The organism is Pseudomonas sp. P4795 (assembly GCF_048822895.1).
Lineage (GTDB): Bacteria > Pseudomonadota > Gammaproteobacteria > Pseudomonadales > Pseudomonadaceae > Aquipseudomonas.
Genome location: NZ_JBMFBT010000002.1, coordinates 469,539 through 489,621, shown reverse-complemented (window position 1 = coordinate 489,621; position 20,083 = coordinate 469,539). Strand labels below are relative to the sequence as shown.

General features: G+C 56.8%; 21 protein-coding genes and 1 pseudogene. 8 read left to right on the top strand and 14 right to left on the bottom strand.

The features are described from left to right. Positions 1-28 precede the first annotated feature (28 nt). Complete coding sequence (locus tag ACOI8A_RS06760) at positions 29-1,051, bottom strand: transporter (protein WP_420646383.1); 1,023 nt, start codon at positions 1,049-1,051, stop codon at positions 29-31. A gap of 275 nt (positions 1,052-1,326) precedes the next feature. On the opposite strand from ACOI8A_RS06760, the pseudogene ACOI8A_RS06755 reads away from it, so the two are divergent. Both ACOI8A_RS06755 and ACOI8A_RS06750 read left to right on the top strand, forming a co-directional pair. Next, a pseudogene (locus ACOI8A_RS06755) lies at positions 1,327-2,019 on the top strand (methyl-accepting chemotaxis protein); the annotation flags it as partial. Between the two features lie 165 nt (positions 2,020-2,184). Next, the gene (locus ACOI8A_RS06750; protein ID WP_420651220.1) at positions 2,185-2,952 is read left to right on the top strand and encodes a methyl-accepting chemotaxis protein; all 768 of its coding nucleotides are present in this window, start codon (positions 2,185-2,187) and stop codon (positions 2,950-2,952) included. A 152-nt stretch (positions 2,953-3,104) separates the two neighbouring features. Here the strand turns inward: ACOI8A_RS06750 and ACOI8A_RS06745 are convergent, their stop codons facing one another. Further along, on the bottom strand, positions 3,105-3,410 hold the full coding sequence (locus tag ACOI8A_RS06745; RefSeq protein WP_420646384.1) for a PepSY domain-containing protein: 306 nt from the start codon (positions 3,408-3,410) through the stop codon (positions 3,105-3,107). Positions 3,411-3,596: 186 nt separating this feature from the next. Between ACOI8A_RS06745 and ACOI8A_RS06740 the strand changes: the two genes are divergently transcribed. Further along, positions 3,597-4,439, top strand: a complete 843-nt coding sequence (locus ACOI8A_RS06740; protein ID WP_420646385.1) for a hypothetical protein — start codon at positions 3,597-3,599, stop codon at positions 4,437-4,439. Positions 4,440-4,484: 45 nt separating this feature from the next. Here ACOI8A_RS06740 and ACOI8A_RS06735 read toward each other — a convergent pair whose 3' ends face one another. Beyond that, on the bottom strand, positions 4,485-5,612 hold the full coding sequence (locus tag ACOI8A_RS06735; RefSeq protein ID WP_420646386.1) for a glycerophosphodiester phosphodiesterase: 1,128 nt from the start codon (positions 5,610-5,612) through the stop codon (positions 4,485-4,487). A gap of 218 nt (positions 5,613-5,830) precedes the next feature. Between ACOI8A_RS06735 and ACOI8A_RS06730 the strand changes: the two genes are divergently transcribed. Beyond that, positions 5,831-6,157 carry a DUF2025 family protein gene (locus ACOI8A_RS06730; RefSeq protein WP_420646387.1) on the top strand — a complete coding sequence of 109 codons (327 nt, stop codon included), beginning with the start codon at positions 5,831-5,833 and terminating at the stop codon, positions 6,155-6,157. Positions 6,158-6,341: 184 nt separating this feature from the next. On the opposite strand, the gene ACOI8A_RS06725 is transcribed toward ACOI8A_RS06730, so the two are convergent. After that, positions 6,342-7,661, bottom strand: coding sequence for a methyl-accepting chemotaxis protein (locus ACOI8A_RS06725; protein WP_420646388.1), 1,320 nt, complete (start codon positions 7,659-7,661; stop codon positions 6,342-6,344). 216 nt (positions 7,662-7,877) lie between these two features. Further along, positions 7,878-8,486, bottom strand: coding sequence for a TetR/AcrR family transcriptional regulator (locus tag ACOI8A_RS06720; RefSeq protein WP_420646389.1), 609 nt, complete (start codon positions 8,484-8,486; stop codon positions 7,878-7,880). A 216-nt stretch (positions 8,487-8,702) separates the two neighbouring features. On the opposite strand from ACOI8A_RS06720, the gene ACOI8A_RS06715 reads away from it, so the two are divergent. After that, positions 8,703-9,755: an MBL fold metallo-hydrolase gene (locus tag ACOI8A_RS06715; RefSeq protein WP_420646390.1), complete on the top strand. Its 1,053-nt coding sequence runs from the start codon at positions 8,703-8,705 to the stop codon at positions 9,753-9,755. A 40-nt stretch (positions 9,756-9,795) separates the two neighbouring features. On the opposite strand, the gene ACOI8A_RS06710 is transcribed toward ACOI8A_RS06715, so the two are convergent. From ACOI8A_RS06710 to ACOI8A_RS06700, 3 genes are all read right to left on the bottom strand, one after another. Beyond that, on the bottom strand, positions 9,796-10,056 hold the full coding sequence (locus ACOI8A_RS06710) for an XRE family transcriptional regulator (protein WP_420646391.1): 261 nt from the start codon (positions 10,054-10,056) through the stop codon (positions 9,796-9,798). Between the two features lie 11 nt (positions 10,057-10,067). Continuing rightward, complete coding sequence (locus ACOI8A_RS06705; RefSeq protein WP_420646392.1) at positions 10,068-10,385, bottom strand: helix-turn-helix domain-containing protein; 318 nt, start codon at positions 10,383-10,385, stop codon at positions 10,068-10,070. Positions 10,386-10,479: 94 nt separating this feature from the next. Further along, entirely contained in the window at positions 10,480-11,247 is a 768-nt protein-coding gene (locus ACOI8A_RS06700) for an AraC family transcriptional regulator (RefSeq protein ID WP_420646393.1), read from the bottom strand. A 112-nt stretch (positions 11,248-11,359) separates the two neighbouring features. Between ACOI8A_RS06700 and ACOI8A_RS06695 the strand changes: the two genes are divergently transcribed. The 3 genes from ACOI8A_RS06695 (at position 11,360) to ACOI8A_RS06685 (ending at position 14,719) form a co-directional block, all read left to right on the top strand. Continuing rightward, positions 11,360-12,175, top strand: coding sequence for a sulfite exporter TauE/SafE family protein (locus ACOI8A_RS06695; RefSeq protein WP_420646394.1), 816 nt, complete (start codon positions 11,360-11,362; stop codon positions 12,173-12,175). Positions 12,176-12,254: 79 nt separating this feature from the next. After that, positions 12,255-13,403 carry a hypothetical protein gene (locus ACOI8A_RS06690; protein WP_420646395.1) on the top strand — a complete coding sequence of 383 codons (1,149 nt, stop codon included), beginning with the start codon at positions 12,255-12,257 and terminating at the stop codon, positions 13,401-13,403. Between the two features lie 119 nt (positions 13,404-13,522). Beyond that, positions 13,523-14,719 (top strand): hypothetical protein, encoded by a 1,197-nt coding sequence (locus ACOI8A_RS06685; protein ID WP_420646396.1) that lies wholly within the window; start codon positions 13,523-13,525, stop codon positions 14,717-14,719. Between the two features lie 4 nt (positions 14,720-14,723). Here the strand turns inward: ACOI8A_RS06685 and ACOI8A_RS06680 are convergent, their stop codons facing one another. From ACOI8A_RS06680 to ACOI8A_RS06655, 6 genes are all read right to left on the bottom strand, one after another. Further along, complete coding sequence (locus tag ACOI8A_RS06680; protein WP_420646397.1) at positions 14,724-15,713, bottom strand: hypothetical protein; 990 nt, start codon at positions 15,711-15,713, stop codon at positions 14,724-14,726. Positions 15,714-15,770: 57 nt separating this feature from the next. Then, the gene (locus tag ACOI8A_RS06675; protein WP_420646398.1) at positions 15,771-16,109 is read right to left on the bottom strand and encodes a hypothetical protein; all 339 of its coding nucleotides are present in this window, start codon (positions 16,107-16,109) and stop codon (positions 15,771-15,773) included. Between the two features lie 124 nt (positions 16,110-16,233). Next, the gene (locus ACOI8A_RS06670; RefSeq protein WP_420646399.1) at positions 16,234-16,947 is read right to left on the bottom strand and encodes an HNH endonuclease; all 714 of its coding nucleotides are present in this window, start codon (positions 16,945-16,947) and stop codon (positions 16,234-16,236) included. Between the two features lie 117 nt (positions 16,948-17,064). Continuing rightward, positions 17,065-17,598 carry a Bro-N domain-containing protein gene (locus ACOI8A_RS06665; RefSeq protein WP_420646400.1) on the bottom strand — a complete coding sequence of 178 codons (534 nt, stop codon included), beginning with the start codon at positions 17,596-17,598 and terminating at the stop codon, positions 17,065-17,067. A 412-nt stretch (positions 17,599-18,010) separates the two neighbouring features. Then, positions 18,011-19,261: a ribonucleotide-diphosphate reductase subunit beta gene (locus ACOI8A_RS06660; protein ID WP_420646401.1), complete on the bottom strand. Its 1,251-nt coding sequence runs from the start codon at positions 19,259-19,261 to the stop codon at positions 18,011-18,013. Positions 19,262-19,810: 549 nt separating this feature from the next. Further along, positions 19,811-20,074 (bottom strand): DUF2790 domain-containing protein, encoded by a 264-nt coding sequence (locus ACOI8A_RS06655; protein ID WP_420646402.1) that lies wholly within the window; start codon positions 20,072-20,074, stop codon positions 19,811-19,813. Positions 20,075-20,083 lie beyond the last annotated feature (9 nt).

Here is a 20,083-nt window from a genome sequence, read left to right as displayed (position 1 = left end):
GGGGATAAATCCCCTCGCCACAGGGATCTTAATAATCCCGGCGTTTACGAAAGGCCCAGCGCCCGGCAATCACGGTGAACGTCGCCACCAGCGCAACCAGAATCCAGAACCCATGCTCATCCTGCGATAACGGCACGCCTCCCACGTTCATCCCGAAAAAACCGGCAATGATGTTGATCGGCAGCGCCAGCACCGTGACCACGGTCAGGGTGAACAGCGTGCGGTTGCTCTGTTCGTTGAGGTTGGCGGCGATCTCTTCCTGCAACAGTTTGATCCGCTCGCCGAGCGCGGTCAGGTCGTTGATGATCAGCGCAAATTCCTCGGTGGATTTGCGCAACTCTTTGACGTCTTCTTTCTGCAGCCATGGCGGCGGGCGATTGAGCAGGCGCAGCAACGAGCCGGGTTCCAGCGCCAGCAAGCGTTGCAAACGCACCAGCACCCGCCGGTTGGCACCTAGTTCGGCGCGGTTGGTCGACAGGCGCGAGGACAGCAGTTCGTCTTCGATCTGATCGACGCTGAGGCTGGTCTTGCGCACGATCTGCGTCAGTACTTCGCCCTGATCGCGCAGCAGATGCACCAGCAATTCCAGCGGTGAACGAAAGCATTCGCCGGCCTTGACCGACGAGCGCAACTTGTCCACCGAGTGCAGCGGTTGCAAACGCGCGCTGACGATCAGCTTGCTGCGCACACAGACCCACAGCGTCGATACGTCCGAAGAAACCATGCTGCTCAGGTTGAATACCACATCGTTGACCACCGCCAGCAGAGCCGAATCGACATGCTCGATGCGCGTCGAACGCGAGCCTTCGTGCAGCGCTTCGAAAAACTCCTCAGGCAATTGCAGATGACTTTTCATCCAGCGTTCGCACGCGGCGTGCGCCAGATTCAGATGCAGCCAGAGGAATTCATCGCCATCGGTGTCGTCTTGCAGGCAACGCAGGGCGGTCGCGGAATCCACCTCGCGGCCGCGTTCACCGGGGCGAAATTGAAAGCCGTAAAGCAGGCCGAACAGGTCTGGATCGCGGTGACTCAGGTCGAGGCTGTGGTTCATGAAGGCTCGCTGCGAGGAGGGCGTCTGTCGCGGGATTTGCAGATTCACCTGAGCCGCATCATCGCGCTCGTTGATGACGGTTTGGTGACAGTCAAATGACGCCAAATCAATGGCTTGCCAGTCGTCGGAAATTTTTCAAGAAGCGCTCTGGTGCGCCGATTACAGCTGAGTTAGCTTGCGCGCCTTTGGCCATGAGCCACGGTTCGCCGACATGGATGTCCGGCCACAATTCACGTCTTGTCGGACGTGCCTCATCCCTGTCATGAGTAGCTGCGATGTCGGTACAAAAATCCCTGAAGGGGCAAATTCTTGCCCTGTTGAGCGGCAGCCTGTTGGCGATCCTGTTGATCGCGCTGGCCTGTTTCCACTTCCTGTCCAACGGCGTGCAGAGTTACGGCCAGTTGATCGAAGGGCCCTTGCGCACCTCGCAACTGATCGACGAAGCCAACCTGCAATTCAAGGTGCAGGTGCAGGAATGGAAAAACGTTTTGCTGCGCGGCAAGCAACCGGCGGATCTGGCGAAATACTGGAGCCAGTTCGAAGACCGCCAACGTGATGTGCAAGGGATTCTCGGTGAGCTGGCCAACCAGAAGGGCATCGAGCCTGCGCTGAAAACCCGCATCGAACGACTGCGCGAAGAACACCGTCAACTGGGCACGGCGTATCAGAAGGGCCGCGATGCCTACGTGGCTGCCGGTGCCGATCCGACTGCCGGCGACGTTGCCGTCAAAGGTGTCGACCGCGCCACCAGCGATCAGATGAGCGCACTGGTTTCCGAGCTGCGTAAAGAGGGCGTCGAGCAATCGGCGCAGATCAGCGCCAGCGCCGACCGCACAGTCTGGCTGGGCTTGCTGGTAATGCTCGCGTCCGGCGTTGTGATCGGTGTGTTCAGCCTGTGGCTGGTCAACCGCAACCTGGTCGAGCCGATCCGCAAACTGATCGACTACGTCAGCCAGTTGAGCCAGGGGCGTTTTGGCGAACGTGTGGTCAGCACCCGTCAGGACGAGCTGGGTAATCTGGCCGCTGCGGCCAATACCCTGCGTGATTTCCTCGCTGAAACTTTCAGCCACTTGCAACGCAGCGCTCAGGATCTGGACAGCGCCAGCGGCGAGCTGAACTCCATTGCCACGCTGATGGCTGGCGGCACCAACGAGCAGTTCAACCGCACCGATCAAGTGGCCACGGCGATGAACGAAATGTCCGCCACTGCGCAGGAAGTCGCGCGTCACGCCGCTGATGCAGCACGGGCGGCCGACGATGCCGACCAGTCCGCCCAGCAGGGTGAAAAAGTCATGCAGGGCACCATCCACACCATCACCCAGATGCGCGGCGAAATCGCTAACACCGCCTCGGTGATCCGTCGTCTCGAAGCCGACAGCGGCCGCATTGGCAAGGTCTTGGAAGTGATTCGCGGCATCGCCGAGCAGACCAATCTGCTGGCGCTCAACGCGGCGATTGAAGCAGCGCGTGCTGGCGAGGCCGGACGTGGATTTGCGGTGGTTGCCGATGAAGTACGCAGCCTGGCGCAACGTACGGCGGCGTCGATCATCGAGATCAACCAGATTATCCAGAGCGTGCAGACCGGCGCGGTGGATGCTGCACAAGCCATCGAAAGCGGCCAGTCGAAGAGCGATGAAAGTGTCGAGCAAGTGACGCAGGCCGGCGCGATGCTCGAGCGCATCACTCAAGCGGTAGAAGCGATTCGCGACATGAACCGCCAGATCGCCACCGCCGCCGAAGAGCAGACCTCGGTCGCCGAAGACATCTCGCGCAACCTGACCGAGATCACCTCGATCGCCAGCACCAACCTCGACAACGTGCAACGCACCGAAAGCGCGAGCCAGAACCTGCATGGTCTGTCCGGGCGTTTGAACGAAGTCACCGCGCGCCTGAGTGCCTGACATTCGGCGCGATCAGTCAGTGACATGTGCACTGACTGACACACCGCCATCGCGGGCAAGCCAGCTCCCACAGGTACCGGGGTCGGCCGACAAACGCCAGACACAAAAAAGCCGCACGATTTTGCAATCGTGCGGCTCGATGACCCGGTTTATCAGGTGTCTTGTTTGTCGCTCAGGACTTTGCCGGTGGTCGCATCAAAGTCAACGTCGAACTCTTTGCCATCAGCGGTCTTCAGCTCAACTTCGTACTCGTAACCGTTGAAGTGGTTGTCCAGATCGGTGTCGGTGATAGTTGCACCTGGATGCAGTTTCAAAGCTTCTGCGTTCATCGACTCCAGCGATTTGATCTTGCCTTCCTTGACCAGTTGCGGGATCTGATCGACGCGAACGTCAGCCTGAGCCAGGCCAGCGGTAAGGGTCAGGGCAGCAGCGGTAAACAGGGCAGTCAAAGTTTTCATCGGTTATTCCTTTGGTTGATTCGTTTAAGTGGCCTCAGTGTATCGAGATCGCCTTAATTCAGGCTTAATTGGATCCGCCGGATTCAAACGGCTAATGGATAAAAATTTCTCGCCCTCTGCATTTTTGGCTGAATGAGTTAGTACAGCCATTGTGCTAAGTGGGCTGGCGGAACAGGAAGCAAGGCGATGGCAGGAATGGATAATCTTTGGGGTGATCAGCTCTTTCAGGAACGCGCACGATCTGCGTTTCCACTCTTGGTGCGACAGGCGCTAGCGACTACGCCTGTGACTTATGAGGATTTGGCCCAAGAGTTAGATATGCCTAATCCGCGAAATCTCAATTATGTATTGGGTTGCGTGGGTAGAAGTTTGCAAATTCTGGAGCAGCAGTGGGGCGAGAAGATTCCGCCCTTGCAAAGCCTGGTGATCAACAAGAGCACTCGAATCCCAGGGGAGGGAATCGATTGGTTCATAGATGACCTGAGAAATTACCGTAATCAATCCCGTCAGCAGCGTGAGCAGATAATCAACGGCAAACTTCAGGCTGTATATGCGTACCCGCGCTGGAACGAGGTTTTGAGTGCGCTTGATCTACAACCTATACCGCCGACCAATTCCACCGTGTTGGCTGAGGCGTCCCGCCGCGGTGGAGTGGAGGGTGAAGAACACAAAAGACTCAAAGCGTTCGTGGCTCGGCATCCTGAGTTGCTGAATCTGCGAGGCGTGATCAGTGTCACGGAGATAGAACACCGATTGCCATCCGGCGATTCGGTCGATGTGTTCTTTGCCAAAGGCAAGGAAGTCATTGGCGTTGAAGTCAAACCGTCGACGGCTGACGAGGCGGATATCGTAAGAGGGTTTTATCAGTGCATAAAGTACAAAGCGGTGTTGCAGGCTCGGCAATGCGCCCAACTCAAACCGCAAAACGCTAGAACCTTCCTAGTGTTGGGCGGCGTGCTACCGCAAGCGTTGATTGCGCTGAAAAACACTCTGGGCATATCCGTCGTGGAAAACGTGCAGATCGATTGATATTCGGGTACGCCCCCATCGCTTGGGTCAGGGGGCGCTACACGATCAGAAACCGTTGTTCTTCAACACCTGATCAACACTGGCGGCCGCCGGGCGTTTATAGAACTTCAACAGCTCGCTGGCGCGGTTGGTGAAGATGCCGTCAACGCCTGCGTCCATGACCTTCTGGAAATCCACCGGCTCATCGGCCGTATAAACGTGCACCAGCAAGCCCTGATCGTGGGTGTACTGATTCATCCACGGTTGCACCAGATCCGAATAACTCTGATCGCCGCCATTGGTCAGTTTCGCCGAGGGGCCGGTGCCGATTGCGCCTTGAGCCTTGGCGTAGTCGACCCATTGCTGGAATTCAGCTTTGGATTTCGGTTCCTGCTTGCCGTAGAAGGCGTTCTTGTCCTGCTCGCCGGAGGCCGCGAACGTTACGTTGGATTTCGGTTCGATGCTGCCTTCGCCAACCCACAGCAACAGGATTTTCGGAACTTGCGGCATTTCCTTCTGCAGCATTTCCAGGCTGCTCTTCTCGAAGGTTTGCAGGATCACTTTGCCTTTGCCCTGGCCGACGCCGATGGCGCTCTTGGCCAGTTTCGAACCGGCCGGGCTCAGCCAGCCGCGATCCTGCAGTTTTTCTTTAAGGTCGCGCTCTATCCCGGGAAACTGCTTCGGCTCCTTGGTTTCGATGTACAGGCCGGGCTTGTGCAGCGGATTGGCCTGGGCGATGTCGATGATTTCGTCGAGGGTCAGAATCTTCAGGCCAGCGTAGGCCGGACGCGCGCGATCCGGGTATTTGGCGTTATACCAACTACCGGCATCGAGGGTTTTCAACTCGGCCATGGTGAAGGCATTGGCCGGGCTGTCCTTGCGTTCCGGGAACTTGGTCGCGACGTCAGTGGTGCGTTGCAGGTTGTCGTCGTGCAGGGCGAACAGCACGCCGTCCTTGCTGCGTTGCAAATCCATTTCCAGGTAATCGGCGCCGAGATCGCGAGCGAGTTTGTAGGATGCGGCGGTGGATTCCGGTGCATCGAACGATGCGCCACGGTGCGCGATCACTGCCGGATGCGGAATGCCTTGGGCGGCAGCCAGTGCAACCGGGCTCAGTTGACTGGCAGCGTGCGCCTGACCGAGGCCGAGCAGCAGGCTCAGCAACAGGGCGCTTTTGGTGAAAGTGGCGGGCATTGTCGAGTTCCTTTCGCAGGCATATACAAAGACCTACCTTTTAACAACTCAAACGAAAACGTGCCATCGCCAGACCGACATAAACATACTTAAAGCGAATTTTTTCGCACTTTTGCGCGTTCGTTTGCAGTACGCTTGGCCACGGCAACCGCCCCGGCAGAGGGCGCGCCACCCATCCGCCCTGCGTGTAGACCATCGATCAATTCGTGAGGTTTACCATGCGCATCACATCCGAACTCATCTGCCAGGCTGCCGACGACCTCAAGGGTTTTGTCGGCCTCAACCGCAAGACCGGCCACTACATCGTGCGCTTCAGCGAAGACTCGTTCGGCATGGACGTCGCCGATGACGGCATCATTGCGTGCAGCGAGTTTGTCTGGGCGCCGACGACCGATCAGACCACGACGCTCAAGCGCGAGCGAATTCAATTGCTGCTGGATCAGAATATTGATGACCGCATCAATATCAGCCAGCCGTTGCGGGTGTATATGGCCAAGTTGCAGGTGCCGGAGATTGTGGCGGTGCGCAGTTTGGTGAAGGGCTGATGGGTTTGCGGTGACGGAGCGGGCTTCATCGCGGGCAAGCCACGCTCCCACAGGATTTGTGTCGATCACACATTATGCGGACACCACAAAACCCTGTGGGAGCTGGCTTGCCAGCGATGGCGTCGACTCAGTTTAACGATCCTGCCCCGAGCCTGTACCAGCGCAATCCTCGAGTGAACCTACCTCAGTCAGCCCCACGCTCGTTGGCAAACATGCTCACTGCGTCGACCGCCTCACTCGCCCCATCACGAATCTGCAAAATCACCGTCCCCGCCTGATCCGCCAGCTCAACGCCTTGCGCCGCCCGGTCGCGGGTGCCATCCATGCTCTTGATCGCCTGTCGGGTTTCGTTCTGGATCAGTCCGATCATGCTGGAAATTTCCGCCGTCGAGCCGCTGGTGCGCGCCGCCAGTTGCCGCACTTCATCAGCCACCACGGCAAACCCGCGTCCCTGCTCACCGGCGCGCGCCGCTTCAATCGCAGCATTGAGCGCGAGCAAATTGGTCTGATCGGCAATCGCACGAATGGTGTTAACGATGGCAGTAATCTGCTCGGAGCGTTCGCCGAGTTGCGCGATCAGGGTTGAGGACTGAGCGATATCCTCGGCGATTTCACGCATTTCACTGGCCGCTTGCTGGATCACTTGCGTGCCTTGCTCGGCGACTTTTCGGGTCGCCACCGAGATGTGATAAGCCGCACTGGCACTGCGCGCGTCCTGCTCGTGTTGTTCGACGCGGGCAGTGACGTCCGAGGCGAACTTGACCACTTTGCACAGGCGCCCGCTGGCGTCGTAGACCGGGTTGTAATTGGCTTCGAGCCACACGGTCTGGCCGCGCTTGTCCACGCGCTCGAACTGGCCGTTGAACAACTCGCCCTGATTCAAGCGGCGCCAGAAATCCTGATAGGCGCTGCTGTTCGCCAGTTCCTGCTTGCAGAACAACCGATGGTGTTTGCCCTTGAGTTCGGCAAGCGTGTAACCCATGCGCGTCAGAAAATTCTGATTGGCCGTCAGAATGCTGCCGTCGAGATTGAATTCGATCACGGCCATGGCGCGGTCGATCGCCTCGAGCTTGGCGTTGGCTTCGCTTTCCTGCTGCACCTTGGCGGTGACGTCCATCGCGTACTTGACCACTTTCACCACCCGACCCGACGCATCCTTGATCGGGTTGTAACTGGCTTCGAGCCAGATCGGCCGGCCCTGGCTGTCGACCCGCTCAAACGTACCGGACTGGAACTGACCGTTTTTCAACCGCGACCACAGCTCAGTGTATTGGCTACTGCGCGCGAATTCGGGCGAGCAGAAGCGCCGGTGGGACTGACCAATCACTTGCTCAGCGGTGTAACCGGTGGTCTTGAGAAAGTTGTCGTTGGCGCGTAGCACTGTGGCGTCGAGATCGAATTCGATCACCGCCATCGAGCGATTGATCGCTTCGAGCAGGCCAGATTGCTGGGATACGGTGTTTTGCAGATCGTCGATGACGGCCTGATTGCGATTGAAGAACATGCTGGTGGCACTCGGGAAATTAGGGCGTGAAGGGTTGTCCCTGTTCCGGCGCTGCCAGCCGAACGCGCTATTGGCGTCGGCGATGGCAGTACAGTGCCAGCATTCCAGGCTGACCGCAGAATCTTATACAAAGCGTTAGTGCTTGTACAAGAAATTGCGAGCGTGGAAGTTGTACGAGTTTTGTAACGCGTTATTGATCAGCAGCGCGTGCTGGATTCAGAGCTGGTAGCAGGCCAAAAACATATCCAGTGCCGCTTCGACCACAGTGTTTTGCATCGCACCGTCCAATACCGGTTGGCCCATGGAAATCTGCGGCCAGAAAGCGAAGGACTTCAGCAGCCCATGCACCTGATGCGCGGCGAATTCCGGATCGGCTGCTTTCAAACGACCATCTGCCTGCGCGGCACGGATCCACACGGTCACGCTTTCCTCGCGTTCGCCCATGCGCGCAACCATGTTCTGCGCGCGTTCCGGAGAATGAATCGTGGCAGCGATGGCGACCCGAGCCAGATCCAGAAAGTTTTCGTCGGCCATCATCTGCAGTTTGGCCAATAACAGCTGCCGCAATTGCTCGCGCAGAGGCTGATCACCGCGGTATGGCATGGCCAACTCAGTGCTGATGCGTGCCCACAACTGGTTGAGGATCTCGGCGAACAGCTCTTCTTTGCTGGGGAAGTGGTTGTACACCGTGCGCTTGGACACCCCAGCTGTGGCGGCGATCTTGTCCATGCTGGTGACTTCGAAGCCGTTGGCACGGAATTCGGCAATCGCCGCCTGAATAATGGCTGCGCGTTTGCGGTCGGTGAGGCGCTGTGGAGTTGTCATAAATTCGATTCGGCAGTGGCTGGCAGATAATTACACTCGGCAGTTTACTTGGCGCCGAGTTTGATGCAACCTAGAAACTACACTGATCAGTGTAATACTCACTTAATCGGTACAACCTAAAAACAGATGTCCGGCTAATGCGTGCGTGCTTTGGCCATTTATCGTCCCACCGAGGGAAAACCGTTAATTGCGTGGTTTTTCAGGAGTCAGTCTTTGATGGCCAATTCAGTTTCCTCAGCGGGTAACCCGACACCTGAAGCCTCGCGTCAGGCCGAAGGGACATTCCGCAACCACGCGCCGGTGCAACGCGAAGGCCTGCGCAAGATGCTGCGCATCATGTGGAACATGATTTTCCACAAACCGCGCAACACCCGGCCGGCCAACGCGATTCCGGTGCAGCCGCTGAAGCTTGCCGACTTGATGTCCGCACCGAACCAGAGCGTCTGGCGCCTCGGTCACTCGACCCTGCTGCTCAAGCTGCAAGGAAAGTTTTTCATCACCGACCCGGTGTTCGCCGAGCGCGCATCCCCGGTGCAATGGGCCGGCCCGAAACGCTTTCATCAGCCGCCAATCAGCATCGACGAATTGCCGCCGATCGAAGCGGTGATCCTCTCGCATAATCACTACGACCACCTCGACTACGAAGCGGTGCTCAAACTCGCGGACAAGGTCAGCGTATTTCTGACCCCGTTAGGCGTCGGCGACACCCTGATCAAGTGGGGAATCGACGCCGCCAAAGTCCGTCAGTTCGACTGGTGGCAAGGCACTGAAGTCGCCGGCATCCGTTTCATCGCTACCCCATCGCAACACTTTTCTGGCCGTGGCTTGTTCGACGGCAATCAGACCCTGTGGGCGTCGTGGGTAATGATCGACGGCGATACGCGAATCTTCTTCAGCGGCGACACCGGCTACTTCGACGGCTTCAAACGCATCGGCGAACAGTACGGCCCGTTCGACCTGACCCTGATGGAAACCGGCGCCTACAACGTCGAATGGCCACACGTGCACATGCAACCCGAAGAAACCCTACAAGCGCACATCGACCTCAAGGGCCGCTGGCTATTCCCGATTCACAACGGCACCTTCGACCTGGCAATGCACGCGTGGCATGAACCGTTTGACCGGATTCTCGCGCTGGCGTGGGATCGCAGTATTTCAATCACCACACCGCAGATGGGCGAGGCGTTCAACCTGGCTCAGCCGCAGCGTGGGAGTGCGTGGTGGTTGGGGGTCGAAGGGGAGAGTGAGGTGGTGGTGCAGGGCGCCTGACCAGTCATGGTTCGTTCCCCACAGGAGCGAACCGGCTCACTCAAGCTTGGTTAGTCGATATCTGATTCAAGTACTTCGCGATCGTGGCAGCAGGCACGTCGCGGAAACGTCCGCGAAGTACGTCTTCAAGTTTTTCCAGCGAGATCTCCAGCCTGTTTGCCGCTTCAGTCGCACTCATTTCCGCTGTTTCAATCAGTGTCGCCAGCTTCATCACGTCAGCAGACTTGGCCTGCATATCGCTTGCATCGGCGAACCCCAAATCCTGATAAACGCTGCCCGCGCTTTCTTCAATTTCGATCAAGTTCTGAATCCTCAGTCCGCCATCGCAAAATCCCCACGACCTACCGACTCGGTAGTCGCACCTTGGATACTCGTAGATCGCCCCGGCGCAAACCCCGGAAAAAACACCAACCCCTGCGACTCCAACCGATACGTCAGCGCCAACCGCGTAGCTTCGGGCACATCCTGCTGCGTTTCAAAGCGCTGGATGTCTTCCACAGAAACTCCAGCTTCCCGCGATAGCTGGTCCACGCTCCAGCCCAACATCGCTCGGGCCTGGACGCAGTGAGTCGGGGTGAATTGGAAAAGGGCGATACGTTCGAGAATGAGGTTCATCGCAGAAGAGGCCATGGGTGTGCTCCGGGCTCGAGAGTGCTGATGGAAAATGTACTGTGTTTTTGTACAGTTGTTTTGAGCCTGGATCAAATGCAATTTTCGATTTGCCCTAGTTCGCCGCCTCCAACCAGACGGACGGTGCCTGACCGAGGACGCGCCGGAACATCGTCGAGAACGCCGCCGGGCTGTCATAACCGAAGTCCAGCGCAATACGCGTTACCGCTTCCCCAGCAATTAGACGCGGCAGCGCCACGACTACGCAGGCGCGTTGGCGCCACTGGCTGAAGCTCAATCCAGTGTGCTGGCGGAACAGTCGATTGAAGGTACGCAAGCTTACGTGCAACTGATCGGCCCATTGTTGCGGCGGTTGATGGGCGTTTGGTTGATGCAGAAAGTTCTGACACAGCATCAGCAGCTTTCCTTCAGAGGGCAGGGGAATGTGCAGCGGGAGTGGCGCACTGCGCGCCAGTTCATGCAGCAACAACTCGATCAACACGCCGTCGCGTCCGGTCTCGTCGTAGATCAACGGCACTTCCACCGCTTCCATCAGCAGGTGCCGCATCAGTGGCGACACATGGATCACCTGACAACGCTGACCCAGATCCACCGCGCCCGGCTCGATGTACAAACTGCGCGTGCTGACCCCAAGCATCAGCACCTCATGCGCCACCCCCGGCGGAATCCACACTGCGCGTTGCGGTGGCACCACCCAGTTGCCGTCGTGGGTGCTGACCTGCATCACCCCGGTCGCGCCGTACAGTAATTGCGCGCGCCGATGCGTATGAAGAGGTAACAGGTGACCGTGGGAATAATCCGTACCGAGCGCCACCACCGGGCGCGGCGTGTCATCCAGCGAATTGATCGAAACATTGCGCATCAAGCGGCATCCGGCAGTTGGCGTAAACGCGAACATTATTGGCTGAGTTGCTGAAGCAGGCCAAGCTGCGCTTGTCTATCGTCGACCGCTCCCCAACAGCGGACGCCGCACCATGTTCTATCTGATGCTCACACTTTTCGGCTGCCTGACCGGCGTCAGCGCCGTGCTCTTCGGCTTCGGCGGCGGCTTCGTGGTCGTGCCGCTGCTGTACCGCATGCTCAGCGCCAGCCACGGCGCCGATGACCCCATCGGCCAATCGGCAATGCACATCGCCGTCGCCACCTCGACCTGCGTGATGATCGTCAACGCCCTGATCGCCACCGCCAAACACCGCCGCGCCGGCAACCTCATTCGCGAATACCTGTGGCCCTTGGCCGGCTTCATCGGGGTCGGCGCGGTCGTCGGCGCAATCGCGGCGGTGTGGGTCAGCGGCGAAGTGATTCGCTACGCATTCATCGCCTACCTCGGCGTGACCATCGTCGACTGCCTGCTGCGAGGCGGCTTTCTGACACAGTCCGAAGGCGTAATCCCCCGTCGCTTGAACCCCACGGAAACGTCCGGCGGTGGTGTAGGCATCGGCGCCATTGCGACGTTTCTCGGCGTAGGAGGGAGCGTCATGACTGTGCCGCTTTTGCGCCGTTGTGGATTGAGCATGTCCCAAGCCACATCGATGGCCAATCCGCTGAGCGTGCCGGTGGCATTGGCCGGGACGCTCACGTACATGGCGCTGGCCGGGTTTAGCGAATCGGATTTGGGGACGTGGTTTGTCGGATATGTCGATTTGTTGGCGTTTGCGGCGCTGACGGTTGGATCGCTGGTTGGGATTCGTTTGGCCTCGCCGTGGATTGGGCGGATACCGGATCGGACGCATGCTCGGGTGTACATCGGTTTGCTGGTCGTGGTGATGCTCAGCATGTGCGTTAGTTAAGTCGCAACGTGAGCGATTCCTCGACATAATCCGCGACAACTTTTTGCGGGCGATGGCTCGTTTACTCAAGGATGAAATAATGTTCCGAGGACTGTTACGCCTTTGTAGTGTTTTTCTGTTGGCGGGTTTGTTTGTTTCGACGGCGACCTGGGCCGATAACGGTGCGCGGGTGTACACCGGCACTTTGGGCAAATCGCCGATAGTCCTCGAAATAGATACCCGCACCGGAGATGGCCGTTACTTCTATAAGAAGTACCGCAAGGATCTGGCTCTCGATGGCGGCATGGAGGGGGAAACTCTCGTGCTGGAGGAAGGAGCGCGGATGGAAGACTCTCGCCCGAAACTTCGTTTACAGCCCACACTCAATGGTTGGAGTGGTGAGTGGACAAGTACTGCCGGTAAGACCTTGAAGATCGAGTTGCAGCCGGCGGACATTCCCGACGTGCCTGCGAATTCCTTGCCTTACCTGGCCCAGCTGCATGATCAGGCGCCTTACGAATATTTGCGACTGCAAGGCGTCACACTCAAAAAGGGCAAGACCGACACCTTTATGGGCTACACGCTGCAATGGTGGAATGAGCCGCAAACCAAAACTTCGATGTTTGAAGTGGTATCGGGTTACTCCCCTGAACAGCGTCAGCGCATCAATCAACAACTGATGGGCCGGTTGTGGGGCGAAGTGCTGTCGTCATATGGCTTCGGCGGTTATTACGCGCAATCCAGTCAACCACTGTGGATGTCGTCGGCTGTGATGAGCGTGCGCATTTCAACTGAGTACTACTGTGGCGGCGCGTATCCGGATCAAAACCAGCAAGCAATCAACATTGATACCAAGACCGGCAAGTTCCTGACCCTCGAAGATGTTCTGTGGGTCGGGCAGGGCACGCCAGTGCATCATGAGGAGCGTGACGACTTCATCGACACGTCATCCGGTTCGTCCGAAGACTGGTCGAAATACCGCAACGAAGAATTGGCACCCTGGCTGGTTGCGCAGTTGACCAAGCTCTACCCGCAAGACATGACCATCACGCCAGAAGGCACCGACGACTGCGGCTATGACGGGGAAGAACCTTGGAAATACCCGGGTTGGTACTTCACTAAACAAGGCATCAAGCTCGACCCGTCATTTCCGCACGTCGCAGCGGTGTGCGGTTTTGTGGACTGGAGCGTGCTGCCTTACAAACTCGTCAAACAACATCCGGGCGGAGTTGCGCTGCAACTGCCGTGAGGTTGAACCTCTAAAGTTACTCGATTACGCAGCCAACCCTCGCCATAATCCGCCGCGTATTCTTCAGCGCCGGGACCCCAAGTTCCGGTGCGACCTCCGCCTTATTCAGGGATCGATCCATGCTCAAGGGACTGTTGCGCCTGGCGCCGTGCGCCGCTGTGTTGTTTTCATTGTTTGCAACTGCTCAGGCCGAAGATACCCGGCACGTATTCACCGGTACATTGGGCAAAATGCCGATAGTGCTGGAGGTCGATACAAGTGATCCGGAGCAGGTCACCGGTCGCTACTTCTATGAAAAATTTCATCGCGATCTAGAACTCAACGGCACGTTGAAAAATGACGTCCTTGAACTCAAAGAAGGCAGCAATCGCTTTGATCCAGACAAGCCACTCGCCACTCTCAAGTTGCAGCAGATTGATGGCGGCTGGAGAGGGGAGTGGCAGAATCCGAAGGGCAAAAAACTTCCGGTTCTGGTAACCGATACACCACTTCCCGACCTTCCACCGAACGCGTTGCCCTTCATCGCCACGTTGCCCAAGAGCGAGCCGTATGAGTACTTGCGTCTTCAGGGACTAAAGCTCAAACCTCTGAAGAAACAGGACTTCATGGGTTACACCCTGCAATGGTGGCAGGAGCCCGATTCGAAGATCTCCATGTTCAGCATTGAATCCGGCATGCCCAAAGATGACCTTCAGCGGGTCAACCAACAGTTGCTCGGGCGCTTGTGGGACGAGACGATCAGTTATTACGGTTGTGAGTTGCGCGGGGGCGAAAACACCGAATTCCTGCAAGACGTCACTCCAACTTTTATATCCCCCGGCGTCATCAGTCTGAACATCTCCACAAGCTACTACTGTGGCGGCGCGCACCCGGACTTCGGTGATTCCCCGCTCAACATCGACGTGAAAACTGGCCATCCGTTATCGCTCGAAGACGTACTTTGGGTGGGAGAGGGCGAGCCTATTCTGCACGCCGACCGCTACCGAGGCGGTGATCAGCCGTTGAGCGCGGCAGAAGACGCGGCGCGCTCAAAGTACCAGCGTGAAGTATTTGTCCCGTGGCTGATCAAACAACTCACCGCGCTGTACCCCGATGAAATGAAGCAGCCTGTAGAGGGTGGGGACGACAATTGCGACTTCACCAATGAAGACAACTGGGGGGCTTTCAACTGGCGCTTCACCGAAAAAGGTTTGTACCTGGGAGCGTACTTTGCGCGCATTGAACGCGCCTGCGATTCCCCGGATTGGTCAGTCCTGCCGTACTCCCTGATCAAACAACACCCCGGCGCCGTCAAACTGCAACTGCCCCAGGACTAGACCATCAAGCCAGCCCCGGCGCTTCACGAATGATGAAGTGATCCAGGTTCTCGATATTGGCATTGAAGACCTCGAAAGGCTTTTCGGGGTTCTTCTTGCCCGGCACCTGTTTCAACTCCGGCGTCACGCCATAGAAGAAACAGAACAACTCTTTATCGCTGTCGACCGCGTGCTTGATCTCCTCCAGAAACGCCTTGCGCTTGCGGTAGTTGTCGATCAGCTTCTTGTTCAGATAAACACTCACCGGATACGGCTTCTTCTTGCTGTCTTCCGGCTTCTTGAACCAGACCTTGTCCTCGAAATCGATACGGAAACTGGCCCCCTCGTGGAAGTCCTCGATCTTCTTGATCCGGCCCCAGTAGATCAGCCCCTTGTTGTCCGTCAAATACTCAATTTTCTTGAAGAACGAACTGTACGGCGCCGTACGCTCGCCAACCTTCAACGGCATGCGCTTGAGTAACTCCTTGTCGGCGAAGTTCGACACAAAACACTCCACCGGATGCGCAAACACACTGGTCTTGTCCGGCGCCGTGTCACGACTGGCTGACTCCTTCGAATCAACCGCCGCCACCCGCTGCGGATCATCGCGCACCACATCCGCCGCCACCGCCGGAGCCGCAGGCTTGCGCACATACTCACGCCGCGTCAGCAACAACTCCGACGGAAAATGCTCCTCCCGCCCGTCATCCGCCTCGCCATCCGCCGCCTCAACCCCCGACGCCGAAGCCTTCAAACTCACATAAGCACACCCTGCCACATGCTGTGTAGTGGGCAGATTCTTGAAGTGCGGCGTGCGCACGTAATTCACATTCTTGGCATTGAACGTGCCCAACTGGTTGGAAGCATCAAACGCCGAACGACAGGCGTCGTTGGGACACTGGAACTGCTCTTTCGCCGAATCGAACGCCACCGTCTCATCGAAATTCAAATCACGAACATCATAAATCGACAAATTGTCGTCGAGGCTGAGGCAATAGGCGAGATCGAATTTCATGGCAGGGCTCGGGTCCTTGAGTGGGGAGGGAGTATTAATAGCGGGACGTGGCGCGGGTTACCAGTAATGGATCTCGCCACCCAGCATCAACAGAACAGCCATAAAGCCGAGATTGCCAAACAGAAAGGGCAGAATGGTAATGACGATTTGGATAACAACTGCGATTTTAAAGCCGACGGAAAGACCATAGCGCTTCCAGTAAATAACATGCAGCACCATCGTCAAAGCGTTTGCCACCCAGATGGCACCGATGGCCATGATTTCGTTCTTTTGAGCGATGCGTAAGGCCATAAGCAGCAGGCCGAAGAAGGCGATTAGGAATGAGGCGACCAGGATTCTAGAATGACCTGGCGTAGCCGAGTGGCGAACGGGTTTTTGCATAAGATTTTCGTCCATGTGTGTTCGAGACCACTCTTGAGTCGCATTGAGCGGTTCGCGATTTCCTGTAGCAGTTCAATCTTTGGAAAAGCCATATCTAAGGCGAAAGGATATTCCCTCGTCATAGTTCGAAGTAATCCGATCACTCAGGTTCCAGACGTTCGACTTTCTTATAAAGCTCAGCGGTGAATTCTTCTTTGTCGCTGGAATGGTGGCAACGACGATGGCAGTTGGGGCACAGGGCTACCGTGTTGCAGATGCGATCGGTTCCGCCATCGATTAGGTGCTTAACGTGATGGACTTCAAGAAAGGGGCGGCCGTTTGCGCTAATGAATGGTGCGGTTTGGCCGCAGCCTTCACAGATGCCATGGGAATACTTGAGTACCCATTTTTTCACGCTCTGGGCGCGAGCAAGTCTCACGACAGTGGAGCTTGTTTCTTTCGGGTTTAGAACGCCCACTGGAGTTTCATTATGTTGGGGTGCAGTAACCTCGACTAACTGAAACGGTGCCAATGGAATGCCACGTTTTTCGTCTTTTCGTATCGCCTGTATTCCCCTCTTTGCAAGGATCTCCTTGATCCGCTTGCTAACGCCGGAGCCGAGGTTCTTTGCCGAAACATAGCCAGTAATTCGCGACCGCCCTAACTCTTCCATCACCGCTGAGATGTTCTGCATGCGGTACTCGACGGAGGAGGCGCTGCGGTTGCTTAGCGGGCCTTCACGCAAAAGACGGTTTTCGTCTGCTTTTTTGAATGGCTGATTTTGCTGCTCAAGAGCGAACATCTTCAGATAAGCGTCTACCGAAGCTTCTAGCTCCTCATCACTCCAGCCAGCCTTTCCTTTCGAGGTATCCATACAGTCGCCGAGGGTTGAAAACCCTCGGACGATACTGAGTGGCCATCACGGCTGTCTAGGAAAAATTCCTACATAAATTAGAGACGGATCTCGCGAGCGATCCTACAAGCGCACCACCTAACCCATCGAATGCTTCGACGACTGAAACACCTGCGCAGCCTTCCGCCACCAAGGCTTAGCAACCGTTGCTCGCCGTTGTGTCTGATCCTGCAACAGATAAGGCATATCCCGCAGCCGAATCCAGCTCTCATCCTGCCAGTGCAGCAGGCTCACCGACATCTCCGGCCAACTCAACAGACTCAACTTCGGCCGATCCAAATTTTCCGAGGGCTCCGCATCGCGTAAGGCCGGCACCACTTGGTGGGTCAACCACTCACGCAGCAACCGATTCTCAGGAACGTAGTGATACACCAGCAACGCGTACACACCAGACTCACTGAGCATCAATTGGCTTTCAGATTGTCGGTAATACTCAATCCGCAAAAACCGATGCTGATCCTTGTCCAGTTTGCTGACCATGCGATCACTCAGGTGGACACCCATCAAGCGGCCGATATCGCGGGCGCAAAACCACGGCTGGCTTTCCGAAAGGAGGGCATGAAGGGCGAGGTTGTGACGGGTGAAGACTGTCACAGGCAGGGCATCAGACATGACTGACCCCAAGTTTTGAAATGTACGAATTTGGCTGTGTTCAGGCATATCCATTACCTCTACGTTTAGATTTTGGGGGGCCTGACCCAACGTAGAGTGGACATAAGAAATCCCAACGAGCAGTGCAATCACAAGAGCGACAGTCGAATCACCGAGGGCAATTCCGCGTCGTGTAATTTGCAAAGCTTTCTACGTTGGGCGTTTCTTAGGCACCTGCGAAAGAGCTTAGAGGGGCTCGTTGCAGGCTTCAATGCGAAGCGGCTGCGTGTGCTGTAGGAGATGTAGCTCTGTGACGTAGGCGCGAAAAAGTACTACCAACCGCCCATAAAAAAGCCCCGATCAGATCGGGGCTTTTTGCTTTCTCGACTTGGCGCCTGAGGCAGCAATCGTCAAATCGTGCCGAGCGAGACCATTAATCCCAGCTAAGCGCACCACCAGTTTGGTATTCGATCACGCGAGTCTCAAAGAAATTCTTCTCTTTCTTCAAGTCCATAATCTCGCTCATCCAAGGGAACGGGTTCGTAGTCCCTGGATACTCTTCCTTCAACCCAATCTGCGACAAACGACGGTTAGCGATGAACTTCAGGTAGTCCTCCATCATCGCCGCATTCATACCCAACACCCCACGAGGCATGGTGTCGCGGGCGTATTCGATCTCCAGCTGAGTACCTTGCAGAATCATCTGCGAGGCTTCTTCCTTCATTTCGGCGTCCCACAAGTGTGGGTTTTCGATTTTGATCTGGTTGATCACGTCGATGCCGAAGTTCAGGTGCATGGATTCGTCGCGCAGGATGTATTGGAACTGCTCGGCGACGCCGGTCATTTTGTTGCGGCGGCCCATGGAGAGGATTTGGGTGAAGCCGCAGTAGAAGAAGATGCCTTCCAGTACGCAGTAGTACGCGATCAGGTTGCGCAGCAGTTCTTTGTCGGTTTCGACGGTGCCGGTTTCGAACTTCGGATCAGAGATCGAGCGGGTGTATTTCAGGCCCCAGGTGGCTTTTTTCGCGACCGATGGGATCTCGTGGTACATGTTGAAGATTTCGCCTTCATCCATGGCCAGCGATTCGATGCAGTACTGGTAGGCGTGGGTGTGGATCGCCTCTTCGAAGGCCTGGCGCAGGATGTACTGGCGGCATTCCGGGTTGGTGATCAGGCGGTACACGGCCAGTACCAGGTTGTTGGCAACCAGGGAGTCGGCGGTGGAGAAGAAGCCGAGGTTGCGCATGACGATGCGGCGCTCGTCGTCGGTCAGGCCTTCCGGGTCTTTCCAGAGGGCGATGTCGGCGGTCATGTTGACTTCTTGCGGCATCCAGTGGTTTGCGCAACCGTCCAGATACTTCTGCCAGGCCCAGTCGTACTTGAATGGCACGAGTTGGTTGAGGTCGGCGCGGCAGTTGATCATGCGCTTTTCGTCAACGGCGACGCGGGCGGAGGCGCCTTCGAGTTCAGCCAGACCTTCGGCGATGTCGAGGTTGTCCAGGGCAGCCTTGGCACGGGCAATCGCGGCCGAGTCGGAGGCGGTCACGGCACGCGCTTCGAGGGCGGCGACGCCACCTGCGGTGTCGAGGCGGTCCATGTTGGCTTCAGTCGCGTGGCCGGCGTTGGCGCCTTTTACAACCACTTCGCCAGTGTCTTCTTTGTCGAATTCGTCCCAGCTCAGCATGACGTGTCGTCTCCTGCGTGAGGGCCAGATGCCCGTGTGAAAACTGAAAGGTTGGTTTTTCACACGGCCGTACTGGCCGCATTGGATCTAAAGGAATCGTTTTTTGCAGCAGCTATACGCAGGCATCAAACAGAATTTTGTACGGGGTTCCGAGAGCCTCTGATGGGCGCAGGCAACGCTGAACGCTGCTGCGGGGCTTCAGACTGGCTATTCATCCCTCTAAGGGGATATTGCAGGCCCGCTATAGGGCGGCATTATAGGGAAAAAATTCGGGCCGTGGTGGGGCGAATCCGCGCATGCAGCGCTTGGGAGAGGAGGTTTTTCGGTCGGAGCGAGGGTTTATGGGGCTTTGCCGGGGAAAGATTTTTTTTCGTAAAAATTTCGCGAATGTGGATTTGTTCAAAAATCGAACAAAAAATCGCGTTTTTCACTACATCTAGTGTTTTGCAAGCCTTTTGAGTGACTTCAGACACAACTGAGCCCGACCGAAGTCGGGCTGGAATCGCTGCTCAACCGTACGTTGAATGATCCGATTCGGTGCAGTCTCGATCAGCCATTGGAACAGCCGTTGCCCATGATGCTGTAACGCAGGATGTGGCGCTGGCCTTTGGAGTCGTCGTATTCCATTTTCATCGGAACAACTTCGCAGACATTCGGGATTTCGCTCATGGAGATAACTTTGGCGACGTCCAGGTGGGTCGAGTAAGTGTATTCCTCGATGGCCGGTTTTTGCTGTGCGACATCAGTCGGGACCTCGTCTGCCATGGCGGTTGCGCACAGACTGCTGAGGGCCAGAACCAATAAAGCTTTCATTTCAGATTT

What these genes read in the sequence shown, in the direction of transcription:
- ACOI8A_RS06740 (WP_420646385.1), top strand. Translation starts at nt 3,597, where the DNA reads ATGGCAGGAATGGATAATCTTTGGGGTGATCAGCTCTTTCAGGAACGC.
- ACOI8A_RS06730 (WP_420646387.1), top strand. Translation starts at nt 5,831, where the DNA reads ATGCGCATCACATCCGAACTCATCTGCCAGGCTGCCGACGACCTCAAG.
- ACOI8A_RS06655 (WP_420646402.1), bottom strand. Translation starts at nt 20,074, where the DNA reads ATGAAAGCTTTATTGGTTCTGGCCCTCAGCAGTCTGTGCGCAACCGCC.
- ACOI8A_RS06725 (WP_420646388.1), bottom strand. Translation starts at nt 7,661, where the DNA reads ATGTTCTTCAATCGCAATCAGGCCGTCATCGACGATCTGCAAAACACC.
- ACOI8A_RS06735 (WP_420646386.1), bottom strand. Translation starts at nt 5,612, where the DNA reads ATGCCCGCCACTTTCACCAAAAGCGCCCTGTTGCTGAGCCTGCTGCTC.
- ACOI8A_RS06685 (WP_420646396.1), top strand. Translation starts at nt 13,523, where the DNA reads ATGCTCAAGGGACTGTTGCGCCTGGCGCCGTGCGCCGCTGTGTTGTTT.
- ACOI8A_RS06680 (WP_420646397.1), bottom strand. Translation starts at nt 15,713, where the DNA reads ATGAAATTCGATCTCGCCTATTGCCTCAGCCTCGACGACAATTTGTCG.
- ACOI8A_RS06665 (WP_420646400.1), bottom strand. Translation starts at nt 17,598, where the DNA reads ATGTCTGATGCCCTGCCTGTGACAGTCTTCACCCGTCACAACCTCGCC.
- ACOI8A_RS06695 (WP_420646394.1), top strand. Translation starts at nt 11,360, where the DNA reads ATGTTCTATCTGATGCTCACACTTTTCGGCTGCCTGACCGGCGTCAGC.
- ACOI8A_RS06720 (WP_420646389.1), bottom strand. Translation starts at nt 8,486, where the DNA reads ATGACAACTCCACAGCGCCTCACCGACCGCAAACGCGCAGCCATTATT.
- ACOI8A_RS06750 (WP_420651220.1), top strand. Translation starts at nt 2,185, where the DNA reads ATGGCTGGCGGCACCAACGAGCAGTTCAACCGCACCGATCAAGTGGCC.
- ACOI8A_RS06705 (WP_420646392.1), bottom strand. Translation starts at nt 10,385, where the DNA reads ATGGCCTCTTCTGCGATGAACCTCATTCTCGAACGTATCGCCCTTTTC.
- ACOI8A_RS06715 (WP_420646390.1), top strand. Translation starts at nt 8,703, where the DNA reads ATGGCCAATTCAGTTTCCTCAGCGGGTAACCCGACACCTGAAGCCTCG.
- ACOI8A_RS06660 (WP_420646401.1), bottom strand. Translation starts at nt 19,261, where the DNA reads ATGCTGAGCTGGGACGAATTCGACAAAGAAGACACTGGCGAAGTGGTT.
- ACOI8A_RS06670 (WP_420646399.1), bottom strand. Translation starts at nt 16,947, where the DNA reads ATGGATACCTCGAAAGGAAAGGCTGGCTGGAGTGATGAGGAGCTAGAA.
- ACOI8A_RS06760 (WP_420646383.1), bottom strand. Translation starts at nt 1,051, where the DNA reads ATGAACCACAGCCTCGACCTGAGTCACCGCGATCCAGACCTGTTCGGC.
- ACOI8A_RS06700 (WP_420646393.1), bottom strand. Translation starts at nt 11,247, where the DNA reads ATGCGCAATGTTTCGATCAATTCGCTGGATGACACGCCGCGCCCGGTG.
- ACOI8A_RS06745 (WP_420646384.1), bottom strand. Translation starts at nt 3,410, where the DNA reads ATGAAAACTTTGACTGCCCTGTTTACCGCTGCTGCCCTGACCCTTACC.
- ACOI8A_RS06675 (WP_420646398.1), bottom strand. Translation starts at nt 16,109, where the DNA reads ATGGACGAAAATCTTATGCAAAAACCCGTTCGCCACTCGGCTACGCCA.
- ACOI8A_RS06690 (WP_420646395.1), top strand. Translation starts at nt 12,255, where the DNA reads ATGTTCCGAGGACTGTTACGCCTTTGTAGTGTTTTTCTGTTGGCGGGT.